A 14,619-nucleotide genomic window follows, 5' to 3' on the forward strand; every position below is an offset into this window, starting at 1 on the left:
ACGATAGATCGCGATAGCCCCCGGAGGGATCTCAGGGCCGTCGAACTGAGCCTTACCTCACAAGCTCGCCGTCGGCGGCAGGTTCTACGCTGGTGGACGCTTGCCAATGGAGGCCGGCCGCTGTCTGTCGAGTGAGGAATGGGCGAGATGCCTGAGTTCGCGTACACCGATCTGCTCCCCATGGGAGAGGACACCACCCCCTACCGGCTGGTGACCTCCGAGGGTGTCTCCACCTTCGAGGCCGACGGGCGGACGTTCCTCAAGGTGGAGCCGGAGGCGCTGCGCAAGCTGGCCGAGGAGGCCATCCACGACATCCAGCACTATCTGCGGCCCGCGCACCTGGCCCAGCTGCGGCGCATCATCGACGACCCCGAGGCGTCGAGCAACGACAAGTTCGTGGCGCTGGACCTGCTGAAGAACGCGAACATCGCGGCGGCCGGCGTGCTCCCCATGTGCCAGGACACCGGCACGGCGATCGTCATGGGCAAGCGCGGCCAGAACGTGCTGACCGAGGGCGGCGACGAGGCTGCCCTCAGCCGCGGCATCTACGACGCGTACCTCAACCTCAACCTGCGCTACTCGCAGATGGCTCCGCTCACCATGTGGGAGGAGAAGAACACCGGCTCCAACCTGCCGGCCCAGATCGAGCTGTACGCCTCCGACGGCGGCGCCTACAAGTTCCTGTTCATGGCCAAGGGCGGCGGCTCCGCCAACAAGTCGTTCCTCTACCAGGAGACGAAGGCCGTCCTGAACGAGGCCTCCATGATGAAGTTCCTGGAGGAGAAGATCCGTTCGCTCGGTACGGCGGCCTGCCCGCCGTACCACCTGGCGATCGTCGTCGGCGGCACGTCCGCCGAGTACGCGCTGAAGACCGCCAAGTACGCCTCCGCGCACTACCTGGACGAGATCCCGGCCGAGGGCTCGCCGCTCGGGCACGGCTTCCGGGACAAGGAGCTGGAGGAGAAGGTCTTCGAGCTGACCCAGAAGATCGGCATCGGCGCGCAGTTCGGCGGCAAGTACTTCTGCCACGACGTGCGCGTGGTGCGCCTGCCCCGGCACGGCGCGTCCTGCCCGGTCGCCATCGCCGTCTCCTGCTCCGCCGACCGCCAGGCCGTCGCGAAGATCACCGCCGAGGGCGTCTTCCTGGAGCAGCTGGAGACGGACCCGGCGCGGTTCCTGCCGGAGACGACCGACGAGCACCTCGACGAGTCCTCCGACGTCGTCCGCATCGACCTCAACCAGCCGATGGACGACATCCTCGCCGAGCTGACCAAGTACCCGGTCAAGACCCGGCTTTCGCTCACCGGCCCGCTGGTCGTGGCCCGTGACATCGCGCACGCCAAGATCAAGGAGCGCCTGGACGCGGGCGAGGAGATGCCGCAGTACCTGAAGGACCACCCGGTGTACTACGCCGGTCCCGCGAAGACCCCCGAGGGTTACGCGTCCGGTTCCTTCGGTCCGACCACGGCCGGCCGTATGGACTCCTACGTCGAGCAGTTCCAGGCCGCGGGCGGCTCCAAGGTGATGCTCGCCAAGGGCAACCGCAGCAAGCAGGTCACCGACGCCTGCGACGCGCACGGCGGCTTCTACCTCGGCTCCATCGGCGGCCCGGCCGCCCGCCTCGCCCAGGACTGCATCAAGAAGGTCGAGGTCGTCGAGTACGAGGAGCTCGGCATGGAGGCCGTCTGGAAGATCGAGGTCGAGGATTTCCCGGCGTTCATCGTCGTCGACGACAAGGGCAACGACTTCTTCCAGGACCCGGCACCCGCGCCGACGTTCACCAGCATTCCGGTGCGCGGCCCCGGCCTGGCGTAAGCCCGGCGCGCCTTGCGCCGATCGCGCGATCGGCGCAAGGCCCGGAACATCCGGGCCCTCTCGCTCGCTGTACCGGGCATGAGCGAATACCGCATCGAGCACGACTCCATGGGCGAGGTCCGCGTCCCGGCGGACGCCAAGTGGCGGGCCCAGACCCAGCGTGCCGTCGAGAACTTCCCGATCTCCGGCCGGCACATCGAGCGGGCCCACATCGAGGCGCTCGCCCGTATCAAGGGCGCCGCGGCCAACGTGAACGCGCGGCTGGGCGTGCTCGACAAGGACATCGCCGAGGCGATCCAGGAGGCGGCCCGGGAGGTCGCCCGCGGGGACTGGGACGCGCACTTCCCGATCGACGTCTTCCAGACCGGTTCGGGCACGTCGTCGAACATGAACACCAACGAGGTCGTCGCCACCCTCGCGACCGAGCGGCTCGGCCGGGACGTCCACCCGAACGACCACGTCAACGCCTCGCAGTCGTCCAACGACGTCTTCCCGTCCTCGATCCACATCGCCGCGACCGCCGCCGTCACCCGGGACCTGATCCCGGCCCTGGAGCACCTCGCCGCCTCCCTGGAGCGCAAGTCCGAGGAGTTCGCCGACGTGGTGAAGTCGGGGCGCACCCACCTCATGGACGCCACTCCCGTCACGCTGGGGCAGGAGTTCGGCGGTTACGCCGCGCAGATCCGGTACGGCGTCGAGCGGCTGCACGCCTCCCTCCCCCGGCTCGCCGAGCTGCCCCTGGGCGGCACCGCGGTCGGCACCGGCATCAACACCCCGCCCGGCTTCTCCGCCGCCGTCATCGCGGAGGTCGCCCGCGTCACGGGGCTGCCGCTGACCGAGGCCCGCGACCACTTCGAGGCCCAGGGCGCGCGGGACGGCATCGTCGAGACCAGCGGGCAGCTCAGGACCATCGCCGTGGGTCTGACCAAGATCGCCAACGATCTGCGCTGGATGTCCTCCGGCCCCCGGACCGGACTCGCCGAGATCAACCTGCCCGACCTGCAGCCCGGTTCGTCGATCATGCCGGGCAAGGTCAACCCGGTCATCCCCGAGGCCGTCCTCATGGTCGCCGCCCAGGTCACCGGCAACGACGCCACCGTCGCCGTCGCCGGAGCGGCCGGCAACTTCGAGCTCAACGTGATGCTGCCGGTCATCGCCAAGAACGTCCTGGAGTCGATCCGGCTGCTCGCCAACGTCTCCCGGCTGCTCGCCGACAAGACCGTGGACGGCATCACCGCGAACCGGGAGCGGGCCCGCGAGTACGCCGAGTCGTCACCCTCCGTGGTCACTCCGCTCAACAAGTACATCGGGTACGAGGAGGCCGCCAAGGTCGCCAAGAAGGCCCTCGCCGAGCGCAGGACGATCCGCCAAGTCGTCCTGGACGGCGGGTACGTGGAGCGCGGCGACCTCACCCTGGAGCAGCTCGACGAGGCCCTCGACGTGCTGCGGATGACACGGCCGTAACGAGCGGTCACGGCCGCGTGAACCGTGACGGGCACCGCAGCGTCGTATGCCTGGGGCACCTAATATCTGTTCATGGCAGAGGGTGGAGCGATGACGACGGAAGTGGAAGCGGGCGGATCGACGGGCCACTGGGCGCCCGGGACGCGGATCCTGTGGCGGTACCGGGAGAACGCCGGTCATCGCTTCCACATCGCGCGCCCCGTCACCGTCGTCCGCGACGACCAGGAGATCCTCGCCGTGTGGCTCGCTCCGGGAACGGAGTGCGTACGGCCGGTGCTCGCCGACGGCACGCCCGTGCACCAGGAACCCCTGGAGACCCGGTACACCAAGCCGCGTTCCGTCCAGCACGACCGGTGGTTCGGGACCGGTGTGCTCAAGCTCGCGCGGCCCGGTGAGCCGTGGTCAGTGTGGCTGTTCTGGGAGCCGGGATGGCGGTTCAAGAACTGGTACGTGAACCTTGAGGAGCCGCTGGCCCGTTGGGCGGGCGGAGTGGACTCCGAGGACCACTTCCTCGACATCTCCGTGCATCCGGACCGCAGTTGGCACTGGCGCGACGAGGACGAGTTCGCGCAGGCCCGGCGGGACGGACTGATGGACGAACAGCTGGCCGCGCGGGTGCGCCGGGCGGGCCACTCGGCGGTGGAGGTGATCAGCGCCTGGGGGCCGCCGTTCCGGGACGGATGGCAGCACTGGCGCCCTGATCCCTCCTGGGCTGTACCTTCTTTGCCTGAGGACTGGGATCGCACGCCCGCGCACATGTCCTCATGAGACCCTTGATGCGCCCCCGGGCTACAAACGTAGGATCGTCCTCCGCAAGGGCGCGCAAGGGCAACTACCGGAGTGCGCGCCGGGCTTGACCGATCGTCACCGAGGGGCGGCAGGACGTGAGCGAGGGTTACCAGGCCGGTACGGACCGTGGGCGGTCCTGCACCGGTGGCACAGGAACTGCCTCTGGCCACGCGGCAATTCCGTTCCTGGGACACGTATTCCGGGTATCGGAGTTTCGGCGGGACGAACTGCACGCGCGGCGCGCAGCCCCGGACGGATGGATTCGAAAGGCGTGACGGAGCAGCCGACCTCCTTCGAACGCCCCGAGACGGGCGTAGACCCCGCGGAGTCCCGCGGGGCGCTCGTGCGTACCTCGACACCGTCGACATCGCACTCCACACCGCCCCACACCGCCGGCGGCGGCACCGCCTTACCCGCGCAGGCGCGCACCGGAGACACCCCCTCCACGCCGGGCAGCACCGCACCGTCCGGCCCGAGCAAGGAGCCCCCAGTCATCGTCGGCAACGGCCCCGAGCACTCGCAGCCCTCCGTCGCCGCCGAGCCCGACACACACCGGCCGCGGCCCGCTCCGGAGGCCATCCCGCCCCAGCCCGGCACCGAGCAGCCGTCGGCCTCCGCCGAGCGGCGCAGCGGACAGACCGTGCAGCCCGGCCGGCCCACGCCCATGCGGCGGGACGGCGACCGGCTGCGCTTCGTGGGCGCCGCCACCCGGCGCATCGCCCGCGGCATAGACCTGGACGAGATCGTGATGGGGCTGTGCCGGGCGACCGTGCCGACCTTCTCCGACGCGATCCTCGTCTATCTGCGCGACCCGCTGCCGGTCGGCGACGAGCGGCCCACCGGGCCCGTCGTGCTGCGGCTGCGCCGCACCGACCGCATCCCGGAGGAACGGGACAGCGAGAACGGCTTCCTGCCCGCCCAGCAGCAGCCCGAGCCGACGGAACTCTCCGAACTGTCCTCCCTGACCGCCGAGCTGTGCGAGGTGCGGCCGGGCGGCGCGCTAGCGGAGGTGCTGCGCGGGGTGCGTCCCGTCTTCGCCGACGCGCCCGCCGCCCGTGCCGCCCTGCCGGAGCTGCTCGGCGACGACGGCCAGTTGATCATCCCCGACGGCCAGCGCGCGATCCTCGCCCCGCTGCGCGGCCGGCGCCGTGTCATCGGCGCCGCGGTCTTCCTGCGCCGCCCGGAGCGCCTCGCCTTCGAGCCGGACGACCTCCTGGTCGCCGCCCAGCTCGCCACACACAGCGCGCTCGGCATCGACAAGGCGGTCCTGTACGGCCGTGAGGCGTACATCGCCGACGAGCTCCAGCGCACGATGCTGCCCGAGACACTCCCCCGCCCGACCGGCGTACGCCTGGCCTCCCGCTATCTCCCGGCGGCCGAGACGGCCCGGGTGGGCGGCGACTGGTACGACGCGATCCCGCTGCCGGGCAGCAGGGTGGCGCTGGTGGTCGGCGACGTCATGGGCCACTCGATGACCTCGGCGGCGATCATGGGCCAGCTGCGGACGACGGCCCAGACCCTCGCCGGCCTCGACCTGCCGCCGCAGGAGGTCCTGCACCACCTCGACGAGCAGGCCCAGCGCCTGGGCACGGACCGCATGGCGACCTGCCTGTACGCCGTCTACGACCCGGTCTCGCACCGCATCACCATCGCCAACGCCGGTCATCCGCCGCCCGTCCTGCTGCACCTGGGCGGCCGGGCCGAGGTGCTGCGCGTGCCCGCGGGCGCACCGATCGGTGTCGGCGGCGTCGACTTCGAGGCCGTCGAACTGGACGCTCCGGCCGGGGCGACCCTGCTGCTGTACACCGACGGCCTGGTCGAGTCGCGGCTGCGCGACGTCTGGACCGGCATAGAGCAGCTGCGCGAGAAGCTCGCCGCGACCGCCCAGCTCACCGGGCCCGACCATCCGCCGCCGCTCGAAGCGCTGTGCGACGAGGTGCTCGACATGCTCGGGCCGGGTGACCGCGACGACGACATCGCGCTGCTCGCCGCCCGCTTCGACGGGATCGCGCCGAGCGATGTGGCGTACTGGTTCCTGGAGCCCGAGGACGCGGCGCCGGGCCGTGCCCGGCGGCTGGCGCGGCGTGCGCTGGCCCGCTGGGGCCTGGAGGAACTCAGCGACTCCGTCGAACTGTTGGTCAGCGAGGTCGTCACGAACGCCGTGCGGTATGCCTCGCGGCCGGTGACGCTGCGGTTGCTGCGGACCGATGTGCTGCGGTGCGAGGTCGGCGATGATGTGCCGCAGTTGCCGCGGCTGCGGCAGGCTCGTGCCACGGATGAGGGTGGGCGGGGGCTGTATCTCGTCAATCGGCTTGCTCGGCGGTGGGGGGCCACGCGGTTGAGTACCGGGAAAGTCGTCTGGTTCGAGTTGAATCGGGGCTAGTCGCCGTAGGGGAACTGCGCGTCGCCTGCCGCGGGTGCGTTGTGGTTGATCGCGCAGTTCCCCGCGCCCCTTTCGGGGCGCTTTCCTACTGTTCGTTTCCTGGTCTGGCCGGGTCCAACGTGATGTCGCCCGTCGGCTCGTCCGTGGGCTCCTCCGTCGGTTCCTCCGTCGTCGGCTCCTCCGTGGGCTCCTCGGTCGTCGGCTCCTCGGTCGGCTCCTCGGTCGTCGGCTCCTCCGTCGGCTCCTCGGTCGTCGGCTCCTCCGTCGGCTCCTCGGTCGTCGGCTCCTCGGTCGGGGTCGGGGTCCACGTCGGCTGGACGGCCGCGCCCTGGTCGGTGTCGAGGTCGAACCTGGCGTCCGGGTCGGTCACCCCGAACATGTACGCCGCCCAGATCTGCGCCGGGAAGCCCCCTCCGTTGACGCGGTCGAAGCCGCCGGCGCCGTACATCTTGGCCTGCGCGTGGGTCTTGGCGTCCTCACCGAACAGGCCCACCGAGGTGACCAGGTCGGGCGTGTAGCCGGTGAACCAGGCCGACTTGTTGTCGTCGGAGGTGCCCGTCTTGCCGGCGACCTTCTGGCCGTCGCGCTTGGGGTTGTTCGCCACGGACTGCCGGGCCGTACCGTCGTCGACCACGCCCGTCAGGACCGAGGTCACGGTGTCCGCGGCCTCGGGGCTGATGACCTGCTCGCCGATCGGATCGGGGATGGCGACCGTACGGCTGTTGTGCTCGGCCTTCTTGAGGATGCCGGGCGTGACCTTCTTGCCGTGGTTGTCGAGGGTGGCGTACACCCCGGCCATCTGGAGCGGGCTCGCCCCCATGGTGCCCAGGGTCTGCGCCGGGACGGCCTGTTCGTTCTCGGTGTCCATGCCGAGCTTGCCGGCGACGTCCATGACGCTCTTCATGCCGACGTCGACGCCCATCTGCGCGAAGACGGAGTTGATGGACTTGTTCATCGCCGTCTGGACGGTGACGTCGCCGTAGTCCTGGTCGTCCTCGTTCTCCGGCGCGAACCCGACCTCGTCGCCGTTCGCGTCCACGACCGGCCGCTTGCTGGTGCCGTCGTAGACGGTCCTCGCGCCGATCGGCTTGCCGGACTGCGTCTCGGCGGCCTCCTCCAGGGCGGCGGCCAGGATGACCGGCTTGAAGGTGGAGGCGGGCTGGTAGTCGGTGCGGGTGGCGTTGCTCGTGTAGTGCTTGAAGTAGTCCACGCCGCCGTACATCGCGACGATCTTCCCCGTCTCGGGATCGACGGAGACCGCGCCGGCCTGGACGTTCGCGTCGACCTTGCGCTTCTTCGTGTCCAGCTTGCCGGTCAGCTGCGCCTTGACGGCCTTCTCCAGCGCGGCCTGCTTCTTCTTGTCGACGTTCAGGGTGATGGTCCAGCCCTGGTCGACGACGGCGGCCTCGGCCTGGGAGCGGGTGAGGCCCTGCTCCTTCATCAGCTGGTCCTCCAGCTGACGGTTGGCGAGCTCGATCAGATAGCCCTTCTGGCCCTCCCGGCCCGCGGTGGGCTTGGGCTCCTCGGGCACCGGGAGCTTCGTCATGTCCTGGCGATCGGACCGGTCCAGCCAGCCCTCCTCGACCATGTTGTCCAGGACGTAGTTCCAGCGGTTGGTGACCAGCCGCTTGCCGGTGTCGGAGGCGGCGTGCCAGTCGTACTGGCTGGGTGCCTGGAGCAGCGCGGCGAGGTACGCGCCCTGCTCGACGGAGAGTTTCTCCGCGTCCTTGCGGTAGTAGGCCTGGGCGGCGGCCTGGATGCCGTAGGCGCCGCGGCCGTAGTAGCTGGTGTTGATGTAGCCGGCGAGGATGTCGTCCTTGGACATCTGGCGGTCGACCTTCAGGGAGATGACCATCTCCTTGAGCTTGCGGCTGACCGTCTGCTCCTGGCTGAGGTAGTAGTTCTTGACGTACTGCTGGGTGATCGTCGAACCACCCTGAGCGCCCTTGCCCATCAGGGTGTTGAGCACACCGCGGGCGGTGCCCTTCAGGTCGATGCCGTTGTCGTTGTAGAACGACTTGTTCTCGGCGGCGACGAAGGCCTTCTGGACCTTCTTGGGGACCTTGGACAGGTCCACGATCTCGCGGTTGACCTCGCCGTCGCGGGCGAGGGTGGAGCCGTCGCTGTACTTGTAGACATTGCTCTGACGCTGCGCGGCCTGAGCGGCGGCGTTGTCGTCGGGCACGTCCACCGCGAGGTAGAGCGCGATGAAGGCGCCGATGCCGAGCAGGCAGAAGCCGAGGAAGGTGCCGAGGATCTTCTTCCATGTGAACAGCCGGCGTATTCGGCCCTTGCCGGCACCGCCCCCGCCCCTGGCCGCGCGCCGGGCGGCGGCCCGGCCGCCGGCTGCCGACGGGCTCCCGATCACGGTGGTCGACTCGCCGGCTCCCGCGTTCGACGGCGTCCCGGACGAACGCCGGGGCGCGGCGCGGCGGCCACCGCGCTGCCGTGCTCGTCTCTCTTCCGCTCGTCCCATGGGTCCGTTCCGCTCCGCTTCGTTCTTGTGTGCACTGCTGCCACACAGGTTCGCCGCTCAGGTCAGCTCAGAAAGCTAACACCGGAAGATGTGACAAAGGCCTGTCGATCCGGTCTTTTGCGGACGTGACAATCAGCACCTGCGCTACCGGAACCGACGGCTGAGGGGTGCGTAGGGTTGCTCAGGCCGGGTAAAGTGTTATCACTTAGATAGATCAAAGATAGACCGAGGCTTGATGAAACGGGGAGCCGCCCTGCCGAACGACCGCACCACGCCCGCGACCGCCGACATACCTGAGATGCCCGCACCGCACGTCCGCGAGTTCCGGGCACACAGCGTCGGCGGCGGGGCCGCCCCGGCGGTCGGCGGCCAGGTCGCCCCGGCCGTCACGGGCGTTTTGGTCATCGTCGCCTCGGTCCTCGCCATGTGCGGGCTGAACATGGTCGCGCCGGGCGAGGCACGTGTCATCCAGCTCTTCGGGCGGTACCGGGGGACGATCCGGCAGGACGGCCTGCGCTGGGTGAACCTCGAGTACCCGTACGACGCCCATGACGAGGGCGACCTGTCGCTGCGCGGCAACGCCGAGGAGATCACCGAGAAGCTCGCCGTCGAACTGCACGCGCGCGTGGAGGCGGCCGGAGTGCAGATCATCGAGTCACGCGTCACGCATCTCGCGTACGCTCCCGAGATCGCCTCCGCGATGCTCCAGCGCCAGCAGGCCGGAGCGGTCGTCGCGGCCCGGCGGCAGATCGTCGACGGTGCGGTGGGCATGGTCGAGGCAGCGCTCGCACGGATCTCCGAGCAGGAGATCGTGGAGCTGGACGAGGAGTGCAAGGCGGCGATGGTGTCGAACCTGATGGTGGTGCTGTGCGGCGACCGGGCCCCGCAGCCGGTCCTCAACACCGGGACGCTCTACCAGTGACGGCCCCCGCCGGGGGCTCGGGCCCTCAAGGTCGACCGCAGCGCAAGCAGGTGCTGCTGCGGCTCGACCCGGCCGTGTACGAGGCACTCGCGCGGTGGGCGGGCGACGAACTGCGGTCCGCCAACGCACAGATCGAGTTCCTGCTGCGCCGCGCGCTCGCGGAGGCGGGCCGGCTGCCCGGCGACACCAAGCCGATCCCCCGCAGGGGCCGTCCCCCGGCGAAGCCACCCGAGTCGCAGTAGCAGAACCGTGACAATCGGCCCCCACCTGGGCCTTCACACCCACCGCCATGATCTACACACTCCGCGTATACATGAGGCGTATACACCCCGTGTAGAGTCCTGGCCATGTCCATCGGTCACACCCTTCTAGGGCTCCTGGAGTCGGGCCCCCGCCACGGTTACGACCTCAAGCGGGCCTTCGACGAGAAGTTCGGTCACGACCGGCCGCTGCACTACGGCCAGGTCTACTCGACGATGTCCCGGCTGCTGAAGAACGGTCTCGTCGAGGTCGACGGGATCGAGCCCGGCGGCGGCCCCGAGCGGAAGCGGTACGCGATCACCGACGCCGGTATCACCGACGTACAGAGGTGGCTCGCGACACCCGAGAAGCCGGAGCCGTACCTCCAGTCGACCCTGTACACCAAGGTCGTCCTCGCCCTGCTCACCCGGCGCGACGCCGCCGACATCCTCGACACCCAGCGTGCCGAGCACCTGCGGATGATGCGCATCCTCACCGACCGCAAGCGGAAGGGGGACCTGGCCGACCAGCTGATCTGCGACCACGCCCTCTTCCATCTGGAAGCCGACCTGCGCTGGCTGGAACTGACCGCCGCGCGTCTCGACAAGCTGGCCGAGGTGGTGACCAAGTGACTCCGCCTCCCGGTTCCCTGCTCGCGGCCGAGAATCTGCGCAAGGCATACGGCCCGACCCTCGCCCTCGACGGCGCCGAGTTCTCCATCCACCCCGGCGAGGTCGTCGCCGTCATGGGGCCGTCCGGCTCCGGCAAGTCCACGCTGCTGCACTGTCTCGCCGGCATCGTGCCGCCCGACTCGGGGTCCATCACCTACAACGGGCGCGAGCTGGCCACCATGGGCGACGCCCAGCGCAGCGCGCTCAGGCGCTCGGAGTTCGGGTTCGTCTTCCAGTTCGGCCAGCTCGTGCCGGAACTGACCTGTGTGGAGAACGTGGCCCTGCCGCTGCGGCTCAACGGCACCTCCCGCAAGGAGGCCGAGCGCACCGCCCTCACCTGGATGGAGCGGCTGGAGGTCGACGACCTGCGCAAGAAGCGGCCGGGCGAGGTCTCCGGCGGTCAGGGACAGCGCGTCGCCGTCGCCCGCGCGCTGGTCACCAGCCCGCGCGTGCTGTTCGCCGACGAGCCGACCGGCGCCCTCGACTCCCTCAACGGCGAGCGTGTGATGGAGCTGCTGACGGACGCCGCCCGCTCCACCAACGCCGCCGTCGTCCTCGTCACGCACGAGGCCCGGGTCGCGGCCTACTCCGACCGCGAGATCGTCGTACGCGACGGCAAGTCCCGGGACATGGAGCGGGTCGTATGAGCGTCGGCCAGTGGGGCAAGGATCTGGCCCTGGGTGTCCGGTTCGCCTTCGCCGGCGGACGCGAGGGATGGGTCCGGGCCCTGCTGACGGCCGTCGGCGTCGGCCTCGGTGTGGCGTTGCTGCTGCTGACGACCGCCGTCCCGAGCGCGCTGACCGAGCGTGACCACCGCGCCAGTGCCCGGGACGACTTCACGTACGGCGCGCAGACCCTGAAGAAGGCGGACGACACGCTCATCATCGCGGATGTCGACACGACCTTCCGCAACGACGACGTACGTGGCCGGCTCCTGGAGCCCGAAGGCTCGCGGGCTGCGCTGCCGCCGGGCGTCGAGAAGTTCCCGGCGAAGGGCGAGATGGTCGCCTCGCCCGCGCTGAAGCGCCTGCTGGAGTCCGACTCGGGCAAGCTGCTGCGCGAACGCATCCCCTACCGGGTCACCGGCACCATCCAGGAGTCCGGACTCATCGGGCCCGCCGAACTCGCCTACTACGCGGGCGGCTCGGGCATGGCGGACCATCTGAGCAACGGTTCCATCGAGCGCATCGACTACTTCGGCCCCTCCTCGGGGGCGCCGGACGACGAGCTGGACCCGATCCTGATCCTGCTCGTCATGATCATCTTTGTGGTGCTGCTGCTGCCGGTCGGTGTGTTCATCGCGGCGGCCGTGCGCTTCGGCGGCGAGCGCCGGGACCGTCGGCTCGCGGCGCTCAGGCTGGTCGGCGCGGACGGCAGGATGGCACGCCGGGTGGCGGGCGGCGAGGCCCTCGCCGGGGCGCTGCTCGGGCTGGTCCTCGGCACCGGATTCTTCCTGGCGGGGCGTCAACTGGCGGCTCTGCTGAAGGTGCGCGACATCAGCGTGTTCCCGAGCGACCTCAATCCGTCGCCCGCTCTCGCCCTGCTGGTGGCGGTCGCCGTGCCGGCCGCCGCCGTGCTGGTGACACTGTTCGCGCTGCGCGGGGTCGTCATCGAGCCCCTCGGCGTGGTCCGTGCGGCCAAGCCCCCGCGCCGCCGGCTGTGGTGGCGGCTGCTGCTGCCGCTGGCCGGCCTCGCGCTGCTGTACCCGATGATGGGTCAGGGCAACAGCAACGGGAACTTCAACGAGTGGATGGTGATCGGCGGCACCGTGCTGCTGCTGGTCGGAGTCACCGCGCTGCTGCCGTGGCTCGTCGAGGCCGTGGTGGCCCGGCTGAACTCGGGCTCGGTCTCCTGGCAACTGGCCGTGCGCAGGCTGCAGTTGAGCAGTGGCACGGCCGCCCGCATGGTCAACGGCATCGCGGTCGCCGTGGCCGGGGCGATCGCCCTGCAGATGCTGTTCGCGGGCGTCGAGTCCGACTACACCAAGGAGACGGGCAACGACCCGAGCCGGGCTCAGCTGACGCTGTACGTGCGGGAGGACGTCTCCCTGAGCGAGGTCGCCGGGCAGCTGGGACGTACCGAGGGCGTGGCCCACGCGACGGCGCTCTCCGAGGGCTCGCTCGGCGACCGGGCCAAGGAGCCCGACAGCTCGGTGGAGGCGGCCGTCGGCAACTGTGCCGAGTTGCGCGAGGTGGCACGTCTGAAGTCGTGCCGGGACGGCGACATCTTCCGGGTTCTCGGCAGCGAGTACGACGAAGGCAACACGGAGAAGCTCACCAAGGCGGGCGGGACCCTGTACTTCGACCCGGCCTACCCCGGGTCGCCGAGCCACACGAAGTCCTGGAAGGTGCCCGCCGACATCAAGAAGGCGGGGCCGCGCGAGGACCCGACCGGCTACGAGCGCGGCGGCCTGCTGTTCACCCCGGGCGCACTGCCCGAGGGCGCGGGGGCCGGCATGTACGAGAAGGTGTACCTCTCGCTGGACAAGTCGGTGCCGGACGCCGCCGAGTTCGCGCGCAACGCCGCCGCGCGGATCGACCCGCTGACGGACGTGAACGCCCTGGCCGCCAGCCGCCAGACCGAGGAGTTCCGCGCGATCCGCAACGGTCTCTTCGTCGGTGCGACCTGCGTCCTGGTGCTGATCGGCGCGAGCCTGCTGGTCTCCCAGCTGGAGCAGCTGCGTGAGCGCAAGAAGCTGCTGTCGTCGCTGGTCGCGTTCGGCACCCGGCGCCGCACGCTGAGTCTGTCGGTGCTGTGGCAGACGGCGATCCCGATCGCGTTGGGGCTGCTGCTGGCGTCGGCGGTGGGACTGACACTGGGCGCCGTGCTGCTGAACATGGTCGAAGCCACCGTGAGCGTGGACTGGGTGAGCGTGCTGTCGATGACCGGCATCGGCGCCGGCGTGGTCCTCGTGGTGACGGTCCTCAGCCTGCCGCCGCTGCTGCGGCTGATGCGGCCGGACGGGCTGCGCACCGAGTAGGACGGCGTACGGCGAGGCGGTGGGGTTCCCCGGAGGGAGCCCCACCGCCGTCGCGTTCAGAGGCTGTACTCCCGTACGACCCGCCGGACCTGGGCGAACAGCATGCCCACGTTGACCGACTTGCGGCAGACGACGACGGCCACCACGTCCTGCTGCTCGTTCAGCCGCACGAACAGGTGCGTGAGGTTCTCGCTGTTGACCAGGATCTCCTGGAAGAAGTGGTTGTCACTGGTGATCCCGCGACGCTCCTTGAAGACGTCCTCGATCATCACGACCGTGCGCCCCTGGAACAGATCGAGCGTCGCGCCCGCCAGCAGGTCCAGGACCTCCGGCGGATGGGTCTCGACGGTCTCGTAGGACAGCAGCATTCCGGTGGACATGTCGACCACGCCGGAGGCCACGCAGTCCGGGGCGTCGGTGCGAAGGTGCTTGACCAGGCTCATCACCTGGTCGGAGAAACCTGAGGTCATGCGCTTCGTCGCCATCCCTTCAAACTCCTTCTGGTGCCTTGTCGGTGAGGATCAGATCGATACGTCGCAGGGCGGACTGGGTCGCCCGGTTCAGGTGGTCCACGTCCATGCCCTCGTCGCCGAGCACGACCATCAGGGCGGTGTCGCCGACGGCGTAGAAGGCGGCACAACCATGGCTGCCGTACGTCACCGTCCGGCGCAGGGCCCCGCGGGCGGTGGCGTCGGCGGTGCGCCTGGCGAGACCGAGACCGGCCGCGGCGAGGGCCGCGAGGCCCTCCGGGTCGATGGAGTCGGCGGTGTCCGCGGCGATGAGCAGGCCGTCGGCGGCGGCGACCGCGGTGTCGGTGATCCCGGTGACCTGTTCGCGCAGGCCACGCATTTCCAGTGCCAGGGCCTTGTGATCCATGTA

General features: G+C 70.0%; 12 protein-coding genes. 9 read left to right on the plus strand and 3 right to left on the minus strand.

The window, feature by feature from the left end; translation table 11 throughout:
* Positions 1-147 precede the first annotated feature (147 nt).
* The 4 genes from ACFPQ9_RS14700 to ACFPQ9_RS14715 all read left to right on the plus strand — a co-directional run bounded on the left by ACFPQ9_RS14700 (position 148) and on the right by ACFPQ9_RS14715 (position 6,451).
* Entirely contained in the window at positions 148-1,815 is a 1,668-nt protein-coding gene (locus ACFPQ9_RS14700; RefSeq protein WP_380852626.1) for a fumarate hydratase, read from the plus strand.
* Between the two features lie 78 nt (positions 1,816-1,893).
* Positions 1,894-3,279: a class II fumarate hydratase gene (locus tag ACFPQ9_RS14705; RefSeq protein ID WP_380852629.1), complete on the plus strand. Its 1,386-nt coding sequence runs from the start codon at positions 1,894-1,896 to the stop codon at positions 3,277-3,279.
* Positions 3,280-3,351: 72 nt separating this feature from the next.
* Positions 3,352-4,047 carry a cytidylyl-2-hydroxypropylphosphonate hydrolase gene (gene fomD / locus ACFPQ9_RS14710; RefSeq protein WP_380852632.1) on the plus strand — a complete coding sequence of 232 codons (696 nt, stop codon included), beginning with the start codon at positions 3,352-3,354 and terminating at the stop codon, positions 4,045-4,047.
* Positions 4,048-4,324: 277 nt separating this feature from the next.
* A complete protein-coding gene (locus ACFPQ9_RS14715; protein ID WP_380852635.1) occupies positions 4,325-6,451 on the plus strand; it encodes a SpoIIE family protein phosphatase in 2,127 nt (708 codons plus the stop codon).
* Between the two features lie 85 nt (positions 6,452-6,536).
* Here the strand turns inward: ACFPQ9_RS14715 and ACFPQ9_RS14720 are convergent, their stop codons facing one another.
* Positions 6,537-8,927 carry a transglycosylase domain-containing protein gene (locus tag ACFPQ9_RS14720; RefSeq protein ID WP_380852638.1) on the minus strand — a complete coding sequence of 797 codons (2,391 nt, stop codon included), beginning with the start codon at positions 8,925-8,927 and terminating at the stop codon, positions 6,537-6,539.
* 235 nt (positions 8,928-9,162) lie between these two features.
* On the opposite strand from ACFPQ9_RS14720, the gene ACFPQ9_RS14725 reads away from it, so the two are divergent.
* The 5 genes from ACFPQ9_RS14725 (at position 9,163) to ACFPQ9_RS14745 (ending at position 13,740) form a co-directional block, all read left to right on the plus strand.
* On the plus strand, positions 9,163-9,849 hold the full coding sequence (locus tag ACFPQ9_RS14725) for an SPFH domain-containing protein (protein ID WP_380852641.1): 687 nt from the start codon (positions 9,163-9,165) through the stop codon (positions 9,847-9,849).
* Complete coding sequence (locus ACFPQ9_RS14730; protein ID WP_380852644.1) at positions 9,846-10,091, plus strand: type II toxin-antitoxin system antitoxin; 246 nt, start codon at positions 9,846-9,848, stop codon at positions 10,089-10,091. Before ACFPQ9_RS14725 ends, ACFPQ9_RS14730 begins: the two co-directional genes overlap by 4 nt.
* Positions 10,092-10,196: 105 nt before the next feature.
* Positions 10,197-10,721, plus strand: a complete 525-nt coding sequence (locus ACFPQ9_RS14735; protein ID WP_030952544.1) for a PadR family transcriptional regulator — start codon at positions 10,197-10,199, stop codon at positions 10,719-10,721.
* Positions 10,718-11,407 carry an ABC transporter ATP-binding protein gene (locus ACFPQ9_RS14740; protein WP_380852647.1) on the plus strand — a complete coding sequence of 230 codons (690 nt, stop codon included), beginning with the start codon at positions 10,718-10,720 and terminating at the stop codon, positions 11,405-11,407. The genes ACFPQ9_RS14735 and ACFPQ9_RS14740 overlap by 4 nt, the downstream gene beginning before the upstream one ends.
* A complete protein-coding gene (locus ACFPQ9_RS14745) occupies positions 11,404-13,740 on the plus strand; it encodes an ABC transporter permease (RefSeq protein ID WP_380852649.1) in 2,337 nt (778 codons plus the stop codon). The genes ACFPQ9_RS14740 and ACFPQ9_RS14745 overlap by 4 nt, the downstream gene beginning before the upstream one ends.
* A gap of 56 nt (positions 13,741-13,796) precedes the next feature.
* On the opposite strand, the gene ACFPQ9_RS14750 is transcribed toward ACFPQ9_RS14745, so the two are convergent.
* On the minus strand, positions 13,797-14,225 hold the full coding sequence (locus tag ACFPQ9_RS14750; protein WP_380852652.1) for a hypothetical protein: 429 nt from the start codon (positions 14,223-14,225) through the stop codon (positions 13,797-13,799).
* Between the two features lie 4 nt (positions 14,226-14,229).
* Entirely contained in the window at positions 14,230-14,616 is a 387-nt protein-coding gene (locus ACFPQ9_RS14755) for a roadblock/LC7 domain-containing protein (protein ID WP_380852655.1), read from the minus strand.
* Positions 14,617-14,619: the final 3 nt, after the last annotated feature.

Origin of the sequence: Streptomyces coerulescens (genome assembly GCF_042657965.1) — a bacterium.
GTDB lineage: Bacteria > Actinomycetota > Actinomycetes > Streptomycetales > Streptomycetaceae > Streptomyces > Streptomyces coerulescens.